This is a genomic window from Pseudomonas sp. NPDC077186, assembly GCF_044543505.1.
GTDB lineage: Bacteria > Pseudomonadota > Gammaproteobacteria > Pseudomonadales > Pseudomonadaceae > Aquipseudomonas.
On record NZ_JBITWE010000006.1, the window covers coordinates 1 to 16,970 of the forward strand.

Genomic DNA, 16,970 nt, shown 5'->3' on the forward strand with positions numbered 1-16,970 from the left:
TTCTGGTTCCAGCTCGCGCGTTGGATCGACTCGACGATCCTGGATGCACTCTATGGATGGGGCTGGGGATCGAATCGCCCGCATGCGAACTTCGATCCGCTGATCGGGCTCAACAACACCTTCGGGGACATGCTGGTGAACTTCGTGATGGCGACGATGTTCTTGGCACTACCAACCTTCTGGGTTGCTGCTTTGTCCTGGGTTGGAGTTCGCACCGGCGGCCTCCTACAAGGGCTATCGGATGGCACGCGACCAGCCAGTCAAGCTGGGGGCAAAGCGCCAGGAACGGTGTCAAGCAAGCTCAGGTAAACCACCAGCCGAAGAGCCAAGCATGTCAGTCATCGTCATACCGCGGATCGGCGTAACGTGAATCAGGCGCATCGTTATAGAGAATTGGATGGTAGCCAGGATTGTTCTTGTACTCAGCTTGCTCGCCAACTGCCCATTCTTCTGACTCATGATCGGAGTCACGGGCTGCCCATGCCGCAGCGACTATAGACACCAGCAACAGCGCCAACCAGAACACGACGTACAACAGCGCACCGAGCACCACCAGCTTGACGACCACCAGCATTGCCTTGGCAAGACTGGTCGGCATGCCCTGAGCAACCACCCAACCACTCACCTTCCACTCCTGGCGCATATACGCCCGCCACATCAGGCCCAGGATTCGGCCTGCGCGTTCCGCGAAAGTGGTCTGTGCAGAGGGTTTCATGGTGGCTACCTCATGGTTGTCCTGTGTGCTCTCTCAATATTTGCTCCATCGTACGCCTGATTTCATCCTGCGATGATTCTCTGATCAGGCACGAATGCCATGCAGACGCTGCTATCACGTCGATTTCAGCAATGTCTTCTGCGATTCGATCTCTCAGTGCATCGAATCAAACGTCCAAGGGCGAATGCAGCGAAACTGAGTGGCACGTCGCGCCTCTAGGATGCGCGCCAATCCGCCTGGCTCGCTGCTACCAGCGCCGCCCAATCGTCAGGCGGGTTGCCCCGTCCGAGCATCCTCTCGAACACGGCATAGGGATCGGATTTACTGCCCGCCGACCTCAGGGTCTGTTCGTCGTTGACCCAGGCGAACACGATGGCCTTCGCCCTGGAGTCGTAGCGAAACAACAGACGGAATCGCCGCCCGATCTTAGCGCGCCGCCAATGGCGGTACGCCGGCCCCAAGGTATTGCCCTGGCGGAACTCGTCGCGTGAGGGATCGCTCGGCACGACGTCCATGATCAACTGGCTCAACGCCCGGAACAGCTTGACGTTGGCGTTACCTTCGAAACCTTGCGGGTCGCTCTGCTCAGCCCGCTTCGCGGCCACCTGCAGCTTGCGCAATTGCTCGATCACACCCTCGTGGAACAGCAGGGTCCAGCCATGCCGCTGCATCAGAGCGTCACGTCGCCTTCGATGTCCTCGTCGAGGTTCACCGCGTGGCCTGCATTGGCCAACAGGGACAGGGCAAGATCATTCGGCAAGGCCTGAACATGTCGGCCGGCCCGGATGTCCGCCTCCAGCAGGCCCAGGAAGGCTCCGATCGCCGGGTCTTCGTGCTCGGCGTCCGCTCGGGACACGATGATCTCGCCTGCGCGCAGATCGAAGGCCACCTTTGCGCCGGTGTCCACACCTAATACCTGCCGGATGGATTTGGGCAGCGTAATCTGGCCCTTGGAGGTCAGCGTGGCGATTTCATGGATTTCAGGCATCGTAGCTCTCCCGATAGCAATGCCCACAAGGTAAGTATTATTCCTTACCCCGTCAACCCAACTGAGCATGGCACCTCCTTCGCTCGAGAAGGAAAGCGCCATCGTAGGCTCAGCACAGGTCGCCTTCCCGCCTCAATCCGACTTGGGCCAAGCCACATTGGTTGTGGCTCGCCAGGATCCCATGTCCTATACCCAAAGGCTTCCGCAAAGGCCAAAGGGTTGGAAAGGGGCAAGGGAATGGGGTCAAGGGGAAAGGCCCTACCCGAATAGGTCAAAAGGCTCCCCCGAGCAGCCGGTCATAGAGGTACGCCATGCTCTCGCTACTCCAACGCAAACGGGCATCACCAACCACCAGCGCGCCGTCTACTCCAGCCAGCGACGTTCCAAAAGGGCTGATGCGACCGGAGTCGGCCGCTTCCCTGCTGTCCACCCCACGCCGTCAACGCCTGCTGGAACACATCTGGCAGCGCACTTCACTCTCACGCAAGCATTTCGCCTCGCTCTACCTGGCCCCCTTGCAACGCTACGCCGAGCTGGCTCAGCAATTCCCCGCATCCGAGAGCCACCACCACGCGTACCCAGGGGGCATGCTGGATCATGGCCTGGAGATTGTCGCCTACGCACTCAAGCTGCGGCAGTCGTACCTGCTGCCCACCGGCACCACACCCGAAGACCAAGTCGTGCAAGCAGAAGCCTGGACCGCCGCCATCGCCTACGCCGCGCTGCTGCATGACCTCGGCAAGATCGCCGTCGATCTGCACGTCGAACATACCGACGGCAGCGTTTGGCACCCCTGGCACGGCCCACTGGCCCGCCCCTACCGATTCCGCTACCGACAGGATCGCGAGTACCGCCTGCACAGCGCGGCCACGGGCTTGCTGTATCGACAGGTGCTCGATGCCGAGCTGCTCGACTGGCTCAGCACCTTTCCTCCGCTCTGGTCCGCACTGCTGTACGTCCTGGCCGGCCAGTACGAACACGCCGGCGTGCTCGGCGAGTTGGTGGTTCAGGCCGACCGTGCCTCGGTCGCCCAGTCACTCGGCGGCGATCCTGCACGCGCTATGGAGGCCCCGAAGCACGCGCTGCAGCGCAAGCTGCTCAACGGGCTGCGGTACTTGCTCAAGGAAGAGCTGAAACTCAACCAGCCCCAGGCTTCAGACGGCTGGCTGACACAGGACTCTCTGTGGCTGGTTAGCAAGACGGTTTCGGACAAGTTGCGCGCGCACTTGCTGGCACAGGGCATAGACGGCATCCCCGCGAACAACACGGCGGTTTTCAACGTGCTGCAGGATCATGGCATGCTCCAGCCCACACCAGATGGCAAGGCGATATGGCGGGCAACAGTCACGAGCGACGCCGGCTGGTCGCACACCTTCACGCTGCTGCGACTCGCGCCATCTCTGATCTGGGAAGGAGACGATCGACCAGCGCCGTTCACTGGCACCGTCATAGTAGAGGTGCAGTCCAGCGAAGCACCCTCGACGCCATCCACCGATAGCGGTGATACACCCCTGGAGGCCACCGCCCCACCTGTATGGCCTGTTCCCGCGGTCGATAGCGTTGACGCACTGCTGGCCTTACTCGGCACCTCCGATACCGAACCGCCACCGCAGGAGCAGGAAGTTGAACCACCGCCGGCAACTGGCACCAATGAGGTGTCCGTTCTTTACCAGGCCAGCGATTCAACGCCACCGCCAGTCCCTGTGCATACGACCACAGTGGACGGCGAACACTTCATGACCTGGCTGCAGCAACGCGTCCAGAGCCGCAAACTCATTATCAATGACGCCAGGGCCTTGGTGCATACCGTGGCCGACACGGCGTTTCTGGTCAGCCCGGGCGTGTTCCAGCGCTATGCACAGGAGCACCCGCAAACGGCCGTGCTCGCCAAGCAAGATCAGATAGCTGACTGGCAATGGGTACAAAAACGCTTCGAGCAGTTGCAATTGCATCGCAAGCGGGACAGCGGCCGGAACATCTGGACCTGCGAGGTGACGGGGCCGCGGAAGTCACGGCGGCTGCATGGCTATCTGCTGAAAGAACTCCGGCAGCTGTTCGAGGAAGTGCCTCCCAACAACCCCTATCTACAGCTGCGCGTTGACGGTTGATGGAGTTTCCTACCCGTGGAAACGCGGCAATCAGAAACTCTTCTCGAACTTCAGCGCTGCTTCGGTCTGGCGATAGGAGTATGCCCAGTCGATGCTGCTACGGTTGTCCGTGTATTTGAACCCCGCCCAGTGCGAAGCGCGGCATCTCCAAGTTGGCGATGTAGATATGCTGCTTGTCCTCGCGCAGCCGGCCGAGGAAGTAGTCCGGCTCGTCGTAGCGGGTGGTGCGGTACAAGGCGGCCATGAGGTTGAGGATCACGCCCACATCGAACAGATGGTAGACCCAGGTTGACCATGTATTGCACTGGCTCCCTCCTTTCGGCCAATGCAGTGGAAGGCTTAAGTCTCTCGCCCAAGAACCGCGAGAGCTCTTCCGCTCATCAACAACAATCTACCTCCGCGAGCGAATGGGTGAATGAATCATACTTTCTTAGGAACCAAGTTAAAGTTGGGGAAATAGCACACTAAGTCTCTCTACAAAAATGTGGTACCCCAACGTTGGAGTACCACATAACGAAGTTTAAAGAGAGTCAAAATTGTTCAGCACTCAACTCATAGAGCGTAGTACTCCCGGCACGTACAGTGCAGGTTAGCGATTGAATACGTGGCAGGATACGGGCGAAATAGAAACGGGCAGTACCGAGTTTGCTGCCGTAAAAGCTATCCACGGTAGCCTTACTCAACGCCGCTTGCGCCATCAATGCCCACATATAGGCATAAGCGGTATAGCCGAACACCTGTAAATACTCTACCGAAGCGGCGCCGATCTCATTAGAGCCCCGTTTGGTATTGTCCAGCACCCAGTGGGTCAATTCGTCGAGGTTGGCGATAGCCGCCTTCAGCGGCTCGACGAACTCAACCAATTCGCTATTGCTGCTGGCAATAAACGTCTTCACCTCTTCGGAGAAGTGATTGTAAAACACTCCGCCGCTACCTACGATTTTGCGTCCGACCAGGTCCAGCGCCTGGATGCCGTTTGTGCCTTCATAGATCTGGGTGATGCGGCAATCGCGCACCAACTGCTCCTGGCCCCATTCGCGGATGAAGCCGTGACCGCCGAATATCTGCTGGCCATGCAACGTAGTTTCCAGGCCCATATCGGTGAGAAACGCCTTGGCTACCGGGGTCAGCAGGGCGACCAGATCCTCGGCGCGCTTGCGCGCACTAGCCTCCTCGCTGAACTTGGCGGTGTCCAACTGTATGGCAACATAGCTGGAGAAGGCACGACCGCCCTCATTGAGTGCTTTCATGGTCAGCAGCATGCGGCGCACGTCAGGGTGCACGATGATTGGGTCAGCAACCCTCTCCTTCTCCACCGGGCCGCCCGGCGCACGTCCCTGCAAACGCTCACGCGCATAGGCGATGGCATTCTGGTAGGAACGTTCGCCGGCCGCTAACCCCTGAATGCCGACACCCAAGCGTTCGTAGTTCATCATGGTGAACATTGCCGCCAAGCCCTTATTTGGCTCGCCGACCATCCAGCCGGTGGCACCGTCGAAGTTCATCACGCAGGTGGCCGAGGCCTTGATGCCCATCTTGTGCTCAATGGAGCCACAGGAGACAGCGTTGCGTACGCCAAGGGAACCGTCTTCGTTGACCAGCACTTTCGGCACCAGAAACAACGAGATACCTCTGGAGCCCGCTGGCGCGTCGGGCAGCTTGGCCAGCACCAGGTGGACGATGTTCTCGGTTAGGTCGTGTTCACCACCGGTGATGAAGATCTTGCTGCCACTGACTCTGTAGCTACCGTCGGCATGAGGGACGGCCCTCGTGCGGATGATGCCCAGGTCGGAGCCGGCATGCGCCTCGGTCAGGCACATTGAGCCTGCCCAGACTCCAGCGTACATGTTCGGCAGGTACTTCTGCTTCAGCTCCTCGCTGGCATGGGCGTTGATGGCCATGCAGGCGCCAGCGGTGAGCATCGGGTACAGCCCGAACGACAGGCTGGACGCGTGCATCATCTCTTCGACCTGAGCGGAAATGGCTTTCGGCATACCCATGCCGCCATAGGCAGAATCGCCGCCAACGCCGACCCAACCGCCTTCGGCATAGACGCGATAAGCCTCGGGGAAGCCGCTTGGGGTTCGCACCCCCTCGGTACTCCAGGTACAACCCTCCTCGTCACCACTGCGATTCAATGGTGCGATGCTGTTGCCGGTTACCTTGCCGGCTTCCTCAAGAATGGCCTCGGCGGTTTGCGCGTCGACAACATCCGCAAGCGCAGGCAGGGCTTGCCAGAGGCGCGGCGCCGCAAAGACTTCACTCAGAACGAAATGCATGTCACGCAGGGGGGCCTGGTAATCAGCCATATGGAAAGACCTCGCAAAAAGACATTCGTGCAACTCGCTTGTCACCGCTTGGCGAACCTGCACACCTGAGTCGAGTTACCGTGTGTAACAGGCAACTTGTATAGGGTAAAAAAACCGGCTCATCGAACGGACGATGAGCCGGATAATCTCCAAACGGAGAGGATTAGCGGGGGGGGCCAGACAGCGCCACGAAGCCTTTTGGCACTGCCGGCTTCACTTCGAACAATTTGCCGACCAACCCTCTTAAGTCGGTATCGTTTGCCTGTGACCAAGACGATAACCAGCCTCCCCGTTCCCTTCATCGTCGGAACCGACAAATCTTCCCTGTCCGAGGCGACAGCCGGATCAAAAAGTGTCGCATCCGCCGATGCCACCACGGGACATCCGACATAAAACATCAGCCAGACGATATATAGCGGAGTACATATGGCTGGTCCCTTACACGGAATTCGTATCATCGAAATGGCCGGGCTGGGCCCCGGCCCCTTCTGCGGCATGATGCTGGCGGACATGGGGGCTGACGTCATCTGCATCGAACGCAAGCCAACTGCGCCCCAAAGCGAATTCGACAAGATGAAAAGAACCGTCACCGACAGAGGACGGCGATCCATTGCGCTGGACATGAAAAAGGAGGGTGCTGCAGAGCTGGCCCTACGTCTGATCGAGAACGCCGACGCCCTGATCGAGGGCTTTCGCCCCGGCGTGATGGAACGCCTCGGATTGGGACCCGACACATGCCTGGCGCGCAATCCACGCCTCATCTACGGACGCATGACGGGCTGGGGGCAGGATGGACCGCTGGCTCACAGCGCCGGGCACGATATCAACTACATAGCCATCAGCGGCGCCCTTGGCGCCATGGGCTATGCCGATCGCCCCCCCACGCCGCCCTTGCACCTGGTCGGAGACATGGGCGGTGGCGGCATGATGCTGGCCTTCGGAATCGTCTGCGCCCTGCTTGAGGCGAAAACCTCGGGGCAGGGACAAGTGATCGATGCCGCCATCTCGGACGGCACCGCTACCCTCGCCAGCATGTATTACGGCATGCGCGCCAAGGAGCAATGGAGCACGCAGCGCACCGACAACCTCCTCGACGGCGGAGCGCCGTTCTACGGCTGTTATGAATGCGCAGACGGCCGGCATATCGCCATTGGTGCAATCGAACCACAGTTCTACCGACTGCTGCTCGACTTGTGCGGCATCAATGATCCGGCGTTTGCCGAACAATGGCACAAACAAGCCTGGCCGGAACTGCGAGAAAAACTGCGCAAGCTGTTCCGCCTGCGCCGCCAAGATGAATGGTGCGCCCTGTTCGAGGGAACGGATGCCTGCTTCGCCCCCGTCCTGGACTTCGACCAGGCCCTGGAGCATCCGCATCATCAGGCGCGCAACACCTTCACCCGCATAGATGGCATACCACAGCCCGCCCCCGCCCCGCGCTTCAGCCGGACCCCGGGCAGCGCGGGTCGTCTGCCGGAAAGCGCTGGCCAACACACCCAGGAGATCCTGCTGGAGGCCGGCCTGTCATCCAGCGAGTTGGCAAACCTGGCCACCACCGGTGTTATCTGAAGCACTGCCAGATGCCAGGCAGACAGCCACCGACGACACAACAACAAGACCCACAGAGGAATATCCGCATGGAAACAGCAGCAAGCACATTTGGCCGCCTGGCTGGCAAGGTAGCGATCATCACCGGCGGCGCGAGCGGCATCGGACGGGCGTCGGCGTTGTCTTTCCTTGACCAGGGGGCCAAGGTCGTCATCGCCGATCTCAACGACGACACAGCCGAAGAGACCTTGGCCCTGGCAGCCCAGAGAGGCCATAGCGCGTCGATTCGCTTCCTGCGTACCGATGTTTCGTGCGAAGAAGACATCGCAGCGGTCGTTGCTCTGGCCCTGAAAGAATTCACTCGTCTCGACTGTTTCTTCAGCAATGCCGGCGCTGGAGGCGCCATGGGACCTATCACCCAGACCTCGACTGAAGACTGGGACCGAACCGTCGCTTTGCTGTTGCGGTCCGTCTTCCTCGGCATCAAGTACGCCGGCAACGCCATGAAACGGCAAGGATCCGGCGGTTCGATCATCAACACCTCCTCCACCGCCGGGCTCAATGCTGGCAGCGGACCGGCAGCCTATTCGGCAGCCAAAGCAGGTGTGGTCAATCTGACCCAGAGCGCAGCCGTCGAACTCGCTCCGGCCCGTATCCGGGTCAACAACATCGCACCTGGCGGTATCTATACGCCACTGATTCGCGGAGCGAAAAACGAACAGGAGATGCATGCCTTCATGAAAGGGCGTTTGCCGTGGCCGGCAGTCGGGCTTCCCGAGGATATCGCCAATGCTGCGCTGTTCCTGGCCAGCGACGAATCGCGCTTTTGTACCGGCACAACCCTGCTTGTCGATGGTGGCCTGCTGGCCTGGGGACCCGGCCTCTATCCTTTTGGCGGCATCTATAGTGAGGACAACAGTTTCAGCGCCGGCAATGCCACCAGCCAGAACCAAGCGCATGAATGACTAAACGCTGTATCCTAGGGGAAACCAGCGGCGGCGCCGTAAAAAGCACCGTTTGCCTGATCAGGCAAACGGTTGCTCTCCCGGCGAATATGGCAGTCAGCGGATCCAGCCCAAACGCCTGGCCATATTGACGGCTTGGGTCCGGTTGCTGGCACCGAGCTTGGCATTGATCTTGCGAAGATGCGACCTGACCGTGCTTTCGGTGACGAACAGCTTATCAGCAATGGCATTGTTGGACAGGCCGAACGACACGAATTCGAGTATGTTCAGTTCGCGTGTGGACAGTGAAATCGACGCATCGGGCATCTTACCTTCGCTGTTTTCCAGATCCAGGCTGCATCCTGCCCGCAACAGAATACGGTCGATGAATAAGGTCAACTCATCACCCTGATCCTTGCCCTCCACCTGTCTGGCAAGGCGTAACTCACGAACCAATTCGATGATTGGCGGCCCCTCCTCCAGGAAAGTACGCACCACCCCCTCGCGACAGGCAGTCTCAGCGCACTCCTGGATCGCCCGCATGGCCATTCTCACCTGCCCGGACATGTGCAAGGTCTTGGCGAAGAGAATCTTCAGCTTCAAGACGCGTCGGTTGCGGGAGTTATTCTGCGCAGAGCGGATTTCGGCCTTCAGCGAGTCGATCACCGCCTCACCGCCATGACCATGCACGAACAAACGAAAGCGGCAGAGTTCAGTGGTCTCCACATCGTTGGCCGGCATGATCATTCCGTGCAGGCTGGCCCACGCCGCCGGGTGTTCAGCCCATTCGCACAGACTCCCCGCCTCCATCGGGTCGCCTTTCAGCAGAGCCATCCGGGCCCTCTCCAACTGGGCCGAGGCGATGACCCGCGGCAGGTTGTTGTGCCTGCCAAAATATTCCAGCTCGCTCAGGTAGTGGTAGCAATGATCGAGATCGCCGCGCTCATAGGCTATGCGCGCATAGATGACATGGCTGATGATTAACTGATCCGGTAGCACGTACTCCCTGACAATGGGCATGTAGAGCGCCAGCAGTTGCTCCGCCTCTTCCAGGTCATCGATGTCATACAGGGCTTCCGCGAGGTATACCGCCGCGATCGACCGTCCGACGCTACGGCTGCCAAATGCGACTTCGGCCTCGCCGAGCGCTACGCGAAAATGTGCGATGGCCTCCCTCACCCGACCTTGCGCCAGACTCACCAGGCCTTGCAAGCACATCGAGTAGACGGTGGGGAACGTTGTACTCTGCCCCTCGCCTTCCGGGCTCGAATGGGTGAGCAACTCAATCGCGTCCGAATACCGGTTGGCAGCCACCCGCCAGGTCGCCAGGGTCGTGGTGAGTATCGCGTAGTAGAAGCTGTCCCGCCGGACCACCGTGCGAAGGGCTTCCTCCGCCAGCCAGAAACCCTCCTCATGGCGGTCGAGAATGGCCAGGATGTAGGGCCTCAGGGCATCGACTTCCTTGAACAGCTCATCGTCATCCGCAAGTCCCACCTTGTCGCCGTCCAGCGCCTCCAGGCGTCGTAGCGCATCGATGCCGCGCCGGGTGAAGGTCAGCGCCCAGATATGGGCGAGACGCAAGCGTGGTTTGAGCCGCAGCGACTCGGTCGGCAAGGCGTCGAGCCAACGCGCCAACAGCCGGAAACGGCCATCGAACAGCAGGCTGTTGCTGTGCGAGGCAATCAGCGACAGGGCGTATCCACTCATGCCCGATGCCAATGCGTGTTCAATCGCAGGAATGGGTCGTCCTTCGGACTCATACCACTTGGCTGCGGCCAGATGCAGACCGGGAATGTCCTGCGGATGGAGACGCTCGAGCTGGCCACGCAGGAAGGCAGCGAAAAGACCGTGATAACGGTAGAGGTTGCGTTCGCCGCCATCCAGCGCGGTGATGCACACGTTGGAGCGCTCCAGGCGCTGCAACACCACGTCGCTGTCGGTCCGGCCACAGACGGCATCGCACAGTGATTTGTTGAGTTCGCCAAGAACGCTGCTCTTGAGCAGAAAGCTCTGCACATCCGCTGGCTGGCTGCTCAGAATCGCCTCGACCAGATACTCTGCCATCGCCGAGTTCGAGCCCGAGAAGGTGGAAATGAAGGCCTCCGGATCTTCGCGGACTTCCAGCGCCATGGACACCAGCCAAAGCGCCGCGGGCCAGCCTTCGGTATCACCATACAGCTTGGAAATGCCCTTATCGGAGAGTTTCAGACCTCTTTGGGTATGAAAGAAGCACTCGGTTTCCTCTCGTGAAAAACGCAGCCACGCCTGATCCACCTCCAACAGTTGTCCCTGCGCACGCAAACGACCAAGCTGCAGGTTGGGTGTTTCACGCGAGGCGATCACCACCTGTCCGCCAGCCGGCAGGTGGTTGATGATCACCCGCAGCAGATCATCAATGGAGCGGTTGGAAACCGACTCGAACTCGTCGATGAAGAGGGTGAACGGGTGTTCGCAATCGGCCACGCTATCGACGAGTTTCAGCGCTAACTGATCGACGCCGGACATCCCCCCAGACGCGACCCACAGTTCGTCAGCATGCCCCTCCGGCCGCAACACCAGATCGAACGCATCGATCAGGTAGGCCAGGAAACGGCGGAAATCATCGTCCCGTGAATCCAGGGTCAGCCAGGCCACCCGACGCCCCACGGCTTGCAGATGGCCGAGGTATTGGCGCATCGCCGTGGTCTTGCCAAACCCGGCAGGCGCCCGAAACAGAACTAGCCGGGCATCGGCGGCGCGCGTTACCAGTTCGGCGATATCCCTTCGTGCGACGGTCCGCGATGCCGCTGCCGGTGCGATGAGCTTGGCCCGCCGGACATAGTTGGGTAATTGCATCTGCAACCCGACCGACTGGGTCACTGAGTCATTCGACATACGTTTCCCACCTTTTCTTATTGTCTGATGACAGCCGACTCCGCCAGGGCTCGTGATATCAGGCAGCCAAGCCCCTGGCGTTCAAGCGCAACGACCATGTCAAAGCCCGTTCCAGCAGCGCAAGACGACCTTCGACAGGGAAACCGGCAACGCTCGCCGCGTCACCTGGAGTCTGTTGCGTCCCCAAGATAGTCCCATATATGGCGCCAAATGAAACTGTCCGATACGACGATGCCCACCCCAGGCTTTTTCTCCAGACTGGAACTCAATAAGCAATCAAGCGGTATGCATCTTGGGAGTATCTCGCCTCCGGAGCATCGCCAACGACCGACGCATATTGGGAAGACCATGCAGATGACACAGGAACTCGACTTTTCCGGCAAGACGGTACTGGTGGTAGGAGGATCGAGCGGTATCGGCAACGCCATCGCCCAGGCCTTCCGGGGCAAGGGTGCCAGCGTCCACGTCTGGGGTACCCGGGCCAACGCCGAGGCCTATGCCGAGTCCCCGGACTCGAACCTCGCCGGCCTGCACTATGCGCAGGTGGACCTGTCTGATCCCCAGGCGATCGAGAATTGCCCCCCGACCTTCGCCAGCCTCGATGTCCTGGTACTCAGCCAAGGCATCGTGCTCTACGACCGGGCCGAATTCCAGCCAGGCAATTTCCGCAAAGTGATCGACGTCAATCTCAACAGCCTGATGGACTGTTGTGCACGCTTCCACGACATGCTCAAGGCCAGCGCTGGCTCGGTCATCGTCATCAGCTCTTCGTCCGCCTTCCACTCCACCCGCGGCAACCCGGCCTACGGCGCCTCCAAAACCGGAGCCATGGGCCTGACCCGCAACCTCGCTGACGCCTGGGCACCAGAGGGCATCCGGGTCAACGGCATCGCCCCCGGCCTGGTGCCCACCAAGATGACCAAGGTCACCACCGACCATCCCAAGCGTGTCGAAGCGATGTGCGCGCAGATTCCCCTGGGGCGTCTGGGACAAACGGAAGAAGTCGCCGGAGTCGCCCTGTTCCTGGCCTCCCCCCTCGCAGCCTATGTGATCGGCCAGACCATCCCGGTCGATGGCGGCCTGACCCTGCGCTGATCCGGGAGATCAAGACGATGAGCGATGCCTGGAAACAACTGGTGGATGTCGATCGAATAACCGCCTGGATGGACGAGCGGGGATTGGAGCAAGGGCCAATCGAAGAGGCCAGCCCTCTGACCGGCGGCACCCAGAACCTGTTGCTGCACTTTCGGCGTGGCCAGCGCTATTTCGTACTGCGTCGTCCACCGCAGCATCCGCGCCTCGATGGCACCGCGACGATGCAGCGTGAAGCCCGGGTACTGGCCGCACTGGCCGGAACCCGAGTGCCCCATGCACGACTGATCGCCAGTTGCGACGACAAGGGCGTGCTCGGCGCCGGCTTCTACCTGATGGAGCCGGTGGACGGGTTCACCCCAACCGGGCTGTTGCCCGCCGCCTACGTCGAGCATGCCAGCTACCGCCAGCGCATCGGTCCGGCCATGGCAAAAGGCATCGCCGAACTGGCCGCAGTCGATCATGTAGCGGTGGGACTGGCCGATTTCGGCAAGCTCGACGGTTACCTCGAGCGACAGGTGGGCCGCTGGCGCTCGCAACTCGAAGGCTACCGTGACTACCCGGGCTGGCCCGGAATGGCCAGCATCCCCGGCGTCGAGTCCGTCGGTAGCTGGCTGGAGGCCAACAGACCGGCGCATTTCCAGCCGGGCATCGTGCATGGCGACTACCACCTGGGCAACGTCATGTTCCAGCACGAGCGTCCGGAACTGGCGGCGATCATCGACTGGGAGCTGGCCACCATCGGCGACCCGCTGATCGATCTGGGCTGGCTGATTGCCACCTGGCCCGACGAGAGCGGCAACGGCATCGTTCCCAAACTCGAAGCCTCGCCCTGGGACCACTTCGTCCGCGCCGACGAGCTCATCGAATGCTACGCGCAGACCAGCCAGCGCGACCTGTCGAACCTGCGTTGGTACACCGTATTGGCCAGCTACAAGCTCGGCATATTGCTGGAAGGCAGCCATGCCCGTGCCTGCGCCGGCAAGGCACCGATGGATGTAGGCCTGTCGTTGCATACCGCCACGCTCCGGCTGTTCGAACGCGCCCAGGACTGGCTGGAGAGACGTTAGACGGACCCGGGAGCTCACCCAGCCTGCAATGAGGAGAACCGATCGATGAAAGCACTCTGCTACCGAGGGCCACGCACTATCCACTATGAAACGGTGGCGGACGCCAGGCTGGAAGACGATGGCGACATCGTGCTGCGCATGGAAGCGTGCGGCATCTGCGGTAGCGATCTGCACATCTACCACGGCCAGCCCTTTCCAGGCACCGAAACGCCCTGCTTCAGCGTCGGTCACGAAGCCGTCGGCGAAGTCATGGAAGTCGGCAAGGCGGTGCGCCGCTTCAGACCCGGCGACCGGGTTATGCTATCCGCCTCGGTGGGCTGCGGCGCCTGTCGGAACTGCCTGATAGGCAATGTCCTGGCTTGTACCAACGCGCCCATGCGCATCTACGGTATCGGCCGCGGGTTGCCCGGTTGTCAGGCCGAGGCCATCCGTGTACCAGCCGCCGATGTCAATGCCAGCCTGATCCCGGAAGGCATCAGCGTCGAGCAGGCCATCATGCTGACCGACAACCTGCCCACCGCCTGGTTCGGCTGCCTGAATGCCGATATCCAACCTGGCGATACCGTGGCGGTGGTCGGCCTCGGCCCTATCGGCCTGATGGCGGTGGAAAGCGCCTTCGTGCTCGGTGCCAGCCGTGTCTTCGCCATCGACCTGGTTGCGGAACGACGCCAGCTCGCGACGCAGTTGGGTGCGATCGCGCTGGAGCCGGCCAGCGCCCTCAATGAAATCCGCGAAGCCACAGGTGGGCGCATGGCGCACTGCGCCGTGGAGGCCGTCGGCCTCGACGCCACCATCCAGCTTGCCATCAGTCTGGTCGCCAGGCAGGGCACCGTCTCGATGGTCGGCGCAGGCACCGCGACCAGCCAGGATTTCCCCATCCGTGAACTGCTGATCCGCAACCTCACGTTCCGCGCCGGCGTGTGCTCAGTGCAGGAACACTGGGAAAAGCTGATCCACTTCATCCAGCAAGGACGGCTGCACCCCGAACGTTTCGTCACTCACACCCTGCCCTTGAACCAGGGCGCGGACGCCTACCGGATGTTCGACGCCCGCACCGACGGCGTGCTGAAGATGCTGATGACGCCCTGATTCCGCCACACCCGCTACCACCTCCAGAGAGAATCACCATGGATTTCGATTACAGCCCCAAGTCCAAAGAACTCCAGCAACGGCTGCTGCGCTTTTTCGACGAGCACATCTATCCCAACGAGCACCGCTTCAATGAAGAAGTAGAGGCCAATCGCCGCGCGGGCAACGCCTGGCAGGCGACCGCCATCATCGAAGAGCTCAAGCTCAAGGCAAAAGCGGACGGCCTGTGGAACCTGTTCCTGCCGCATTCGGCGCGGGCGCCGGAAGGGCTGTCCAACCTGGACTACGCACCATTATGCGAAATCATGGGCAAGGTGGACTGGGCGCCCGAAGTGTTCAACTGTTCGGCGCCGGATACCGGCAATATGGAGACCCTGGAGCTCTACGGCAGCGAGGCGCAGAAGGACGCCTGGCTCGATCCGCTGCTGCGAGGCGAGATTCGCTCCAGCTTCGTCATGACCGAACCGGACGTTGCCAGTTCGGATGCCACCAACGTACAGACCCGCATCGAGCGCGACGGCGACCACTACGTTATCAATGGCAGCAAGTCCTGGATCTCCGGCGCCGGCGATCCGCGCACCAAGATATTCATCGTCATGGGCAAGACCGACCCGGAGGCGCCCCGCCACCTGCAACAATCAATGATCCTGGTTCCCGCCGACACCCCCGGCGTTACCGTGGTACGCCCGCTGCGGGTGCTCGGTTTCGATCATGCCCCCTCGGGCCACATGGCCGTGGAACTGGTCAACGTGCGAGTACCGGTGGGCAACCTGCTGCTCGGCGAAGGTCGCGGCTTCGAGATCGCCCAGGGCCGCCTCGGCCCAGGACGTATCCACCACTGCATGCGCTGCATCGGCGTCGCCGAGCGCGCTCTGGAGCTCCTGGTGCGACGCGCCAAGAGCCGCGTGGCATTCGGGCGCCCACTATCCGAGCAGGGCGTCTGGCGCGAGCGCATCGCCGAGGCGCGCATCATGATCGAACAGGCCCGACTGTTGGTGCTCAAGACCGCCTACATGATGGACACCGTCGGCAACAAGCAGGCGCGTGGCGAAATCGCCATGATCAAGGTACTGGCGCCCAACGTCTCCAGCCGGATCGTCGACTGGGCCATCCAGATGTATGGCGCCACCGGCCTGTGTGACGACACGCCGCTAGCCGAAATGTATGCCCTGCAACGCGCGATCCGCTTCACCGACGGGCCGGACGAGGTGCATCGCAACGCCATCGCCAAACTGGAGTTGGCGCGCTACGACGCGTAGAGCGATCCAGCTCGTAGCCCGTACATCCACAAACAGATTTGAGCCCAGGCTGACAGATGGGCTCTTCTGGAGGTTCTGGTGACCTATCGCTTCGATACCCTGACCGGCACACTCGATCGCGGCGTCCTGTTCGCCACCATCGACAATCCGCCCTGCAACATCATGTCGGTACAGATGATGGCGGATCTGACCGAGCTGGGTCAGCGGATTGCCATGGACGACAGTGTGCGAGTTCTGGTGCTGCAAAGCCAGGACCCGGATTTCTTTGTCGCCCATTTCGATACCTCCGTCGTTATACAAAAAACCATCGAGGGACTGCCCAAGCGGCCGAGGGAATTGAGCCCACTGCAGGCCATGTGCGCAGGACTTCGGGACAACCCGAAACCCAGTCTGGTGAAAATCGCCGGCCGCGCCGGTGGTGGTGGCAGCGAACTGGCGTCCTCCTGCGACATGCGCTTCGGCGTGCGCGGCAAGACCTTGATAAACCAGATGGAGGTACCGCTTGGCCTGCTGCCTGCTGCCTGTGGATCGCAGAACCTTCCCCGGCTGATAGGTCGCGGGCGGGCGCTCGAAGTCATCCTCGGCGGTGACGACCTGGATGCCGAGACGGCAGAACGCTGGGGCTATCTCAACCGCATCTTCGACAGCGTCGACGACATGAACCGCTTCGTCGATGCCCTAGCGTTGCGCATCGCCAAATGGCCGCCCCACGCGGTGGCCCTGGCCAAGGAGTCGGTGGGCAACATCGACCTGCCCTGGCGGCAGGGATTGCTGGACGAACAGTTGCTCGCCGCTCATGCCATACGCGATCCCTCGACAAAACGCTTGCTGCGCAAATTCATGCGACTGGGCGCGCATACCCGCGACGGCGAGGCACGCATGGGGGGCTTGCTCATCGAGGTCGCAGATGCGGTAGCCGCAGAATCGGAGCCCCCACACTCTGACCAACACTGACCACACCTATTCATCGCGGG

The 16,970-nt window shown here is 61.1% G+C and carries 15 protein-coding genes; 9 read left to right on the top strand and 6 right to left on the bottom strand.

Going from position 1 to position 16,970, the window contains the following annotated elements; all coding sequences use genetic code 11:
* The coding region (locus ACIGKL_RS20590; RefSeq protein WP_397488317.1) for a conjugal transfer protein TraG N-terminal domain-containing protein at positions 1–309 on the top strand (309 nt) is incomplete at its 5' end.
* Positions 310–334: 25 nt separating this feature from the next.
* Here ACIGKL_RS20590 and ACIGKL_RS20595 read toward each other — a convergent pair.
* The 3 genes from ACIGKL_RS20595 to ACIGKL_RS20605 all read right to left on the bottom strand — a co-directional run bounded on the left by ACIGKL_RS20595 (position 335) and on the right by ACIGKL_RS20605 (position 1,703).
* Positions 335–715, bottom strand: coding sequence for a DUF3742 family protein (locus ACIGKL_RS20595; RefSeq protein ID WP_058171463.1), 381 nt, complete (start codon positions 713–715; stop codon positions 335–337).
* Between the two features lie 215 nt (positions 716–930).
* Positions 931–1,386, bottom strand: a complete 456-nt coding sequence (locus ACIGKL_RS20600; RefSeq protein WP_103091622.1) for a type II toxin-antitoxin system YhaV family toxin — start codon at positions 1,384–1,386, stop codon at positions 931–933.
* Positions 1,386–1,703, bottom strand: a complete 318-nt coding sequence (locus ACIGKL_RS20605; RefSeq protein WP_058171523.1) for a type II toxin-antitoxin system PrlF family antitoxin — start codon at positions 1,701–1,703, stop codon at positions 1,386–1,388. Before ACIGKL_RS20605 ends, ACIGKL_RS20600 begins: the two co-directional genes overlap by 1 nt.
* A gap of 311 nt (positions 1,704–2,014) precedes the next feature.
* Between ACIGKL_RS20605 and mobH the strand changes: the two genes are divergently transcribed.
* A complete protein-coding gene (gene mobH, locus ACIGKL_RS20610; protein WP_058171461.1) occupies positions 2,015–3,811 on the top strand; it encodes a MobH family relaxase in 1,797 nt (598 codons plus the stop codon).
* A gap of 97 nt (positions 3,812–3,908) precedes the next feature.
* On the opposite strand, the gene ACIGKL_RS20615 is transcribed toward mobH, so the two are convergent.
* Complete coding sequence (locus ACIGKL_RS20615) at positions 3,909–4,070, bottom strand: hypothetical protein (RefSeq protein WP_181128918.1); 162 nt, start codon at positions 4,068–4,070, stop codon at positions 3,909–3,911.
* A gap of 271 nt (positions 4,071–4,341) precedes the next feature.
* Positions 4,342–6,120 carry an acyl-CoA dehydrogenase C-terminal domain-containing protein gene (locus tag ACIGKL_RS20620; RefSeq protein ID WP_058171460.1) on the bottom strand — a complete coding sequence of 593 codons (1,779 nt, stop codon included), beginning with the start codon at positions 6,118–6,120 and terminating at the stop codon, positions 4,342–4,344.
* 426 nt (positions 6,121–6,546) lie between these two features.
* Here ACIGKL_RS20620 and ACIGKL_RS20625 point away from each other — a divergent pair, with 426 nt between their 5' ends.
* Together ACIGKL_RS20625 and ACIGKL_RS20630 are read left to right on the top strand one after the other, a co-directional pair.
* Positions 6,547–7,689, top strand: a complete 1,143-nt coding sequence (locus tag ACIGKL_RS20625; protein ID WP_058171459.1) for a CaiB/BaiF CoA-transferase family protein — start codon at positions 6,547–6,549, stop codon at positions 7,687–7,689.
* 68 nt (positions 7,690–7,757) lie between these two features.
* On the top strand, positions 7,758–8,633 hold the full coding sequence (locus ACIGKL_RS20630; RefSeq protein WP_397488318.1) for an SDR family NAD(P)-dependent oxidoreductase: 876 nt from the start codon (positions 7,758–7,760) through the stop codon (positions 8,631–8,633).
* 96 nt (positions 8,634–8,729) lie between these two features.
* On the opposite strand, the gene ACIGKL_RS20635 is transcribed toward ACIGKL_RS20630, so the two are convergent.
* Positions 8,730–11,486, bottom strand: a complete 2,757-nt coding sequence (locus ACIGKL_RS20635) for a LuxR C-terminal-related transcriptional regulator (RefSeq protein ID WP_397488319.1) — start codon at positions 11,484–11,486, stop codon at positions 8,730–8,732.
* 354 nt (positions 11,487–11,840) lie between these two features.
* Here ACIGKL_RS20635 and ACIGKL_RS20640 point away from each other — a divergent pair, with 354 nt between their 5' ends.
* The 5 genes from ACIGKL_RS20640 (at position 11,841) to ACIGKL_RS20660 (ending at position 16,950) form a co-directional block, all read left to right on the top strand.
* On the top strand, positions 11,841–12,581 hold the full coding sequence (locus ACIGKL_RS20640; RefSeq protein WP_058171521.1) for an SDR family NAD(P)-dependent oxidoreductase: 741 nt from the start codon (positions 11,841–11,843) through the stop codon (positions 12,579–12,581).
* Positions 12,582–12,598: 17 nt separating this feature from the next.
* On the top strand, positions 12,599–13,648 hold the full coding sequence (locus tag ACIGKL_RS20645) for a phosphotransferase family protein (protein ID WP_397488320.1): 1,050 nt from the start codon (positions 12,599–12,601) through the stop codon (positions 13,646–13,648).
* A gap of 45 nt (positions 13,649–13,693) precedes the next feature.
* Entirely contained in the window at positions 13,694–14,737 is a 1,044-nt protein-coding gene (locus tag ACIGKL_RS20650) for an alcohol dehydrogenase catalytic domain-containing protein (RefSeq protein ID WP_058171455.1), read from the top strand.
* Between the two features lie 38 nt (positions 14,738–14,775).
* Complete coding sequence (locus ACIGKL_RS20655; RefSeq protein WP_058171454.1) at positions 14,776–15,996, top strand: acyl-CoA dehydrogenase family protein; 1,221 nt, start codon at positions 14,776–14,778, stop codon at positions 15,994–15,996.
* Positions 15,997–16,074: 78 nt separating this feature from the next.
* Positions 16,075–16,950, top strand: a complete 876-nt coding sequence (locus tag ACIGKL_RS20660; RefSeq protein ID WP_058171453.1) for an enoyl-CoA hydratase/isomerase family protein — start codon at positions 16,075–16,077, stop codon at positions 16,948–16,950.
* The last annotated feature ends 20 nt before the right edge of the window (positions 16,951–16,970 follow it).

Excerpts from the sequence above, each read along its gene's own strand:
- ACIGKL_RS20600 (WP_103091622.1), bottom strand. The coding sequence starts at position 1,386 with ATGCAGCGGCATGGCTGGACCCTGCTGTTCCACGAGGGTGTGATCGAG.
- ACIGKL_RS20630 (WP_397488318.1), top strand. The coding sequence starts at position 7,758 with ATGGAAACAGCAGCAAGCACATTTGGCCGCCTGGCTGGCAAGGTAGCG.
- ACIGKL_RS20605 (WP_058171523.1), bottom strand. The coding sequence starts at position 1,703 with ATGCCTGAAATCCATGAAATCGCCACGCTGACCTCCAAGGGCCAGATT.
- ACIGKL_RS20635 (WP_397488319.1), bottom strand. The coding sequence starts at position 11,486 with ATGTCGAATGACTCAGTGACCCAGTCGGTCGGGTTGCAGATGCAATTA.
- ACIGKL_RS20640 (WP_058171521.1), top strand. The coding sequence starts at position 11,841 with ATGACACAGGAACTCGACTTTTCCGGCAAGACGGTACTGGTGGTAGGA.
- mobH (WP_058171461.1), top strand. The coding sequence starts at position 2,015 with ATGCTCTCGCTACTCCAACGCAAACGGGCATCACCAACCACCAGCGCG.
- ACIGKL_RS20625 (WP_058171459.1), top strand. The coding sequence starts at position 6,547 with ATGGCTGGTCCCTTACACGGAATTCGTATCATCGAAATGGCCGGGCTG.
- ACIGKL_RS20655 (WP_058171454.1), top strand. The coding sequence starts at position 14,776 with ATGGATTTCGATTACAGCCCCAAGTCCAAAGAACTCCAGCAACGGCTG.
- ACIGKL_RS20595 (WP_058171463.1), bottom strand. The coding sequence starts at position 715 with ATGAAACCCTCTGCACAGACCACTTTCGCGGAACGCGCAGGCCGAATC.
- ACIGKL_RS20650 (WP_058171455.1), top strand. The coding sequence starts at position 13,694 with ATGAAAGCACTCTGCTACCGAGGGCCACGCACTATCCACTATGAAACG.
- ACIGKL_RS20645 (WP_397488320.1), top strand. The coding sequence starts at position 12,599 with ATGAGCGATGCCTGGAAACAACTGGTGGATGTCGATCGAATAACCGCC.
- ACIGKL_RS20620 (WP_058171460.1), bottom strand. The coding sequence starts at position 6,120 with ATGGCTGATTACCAGGCCCCCCTGCGTGACATGCATTTCGTTCTGAGT.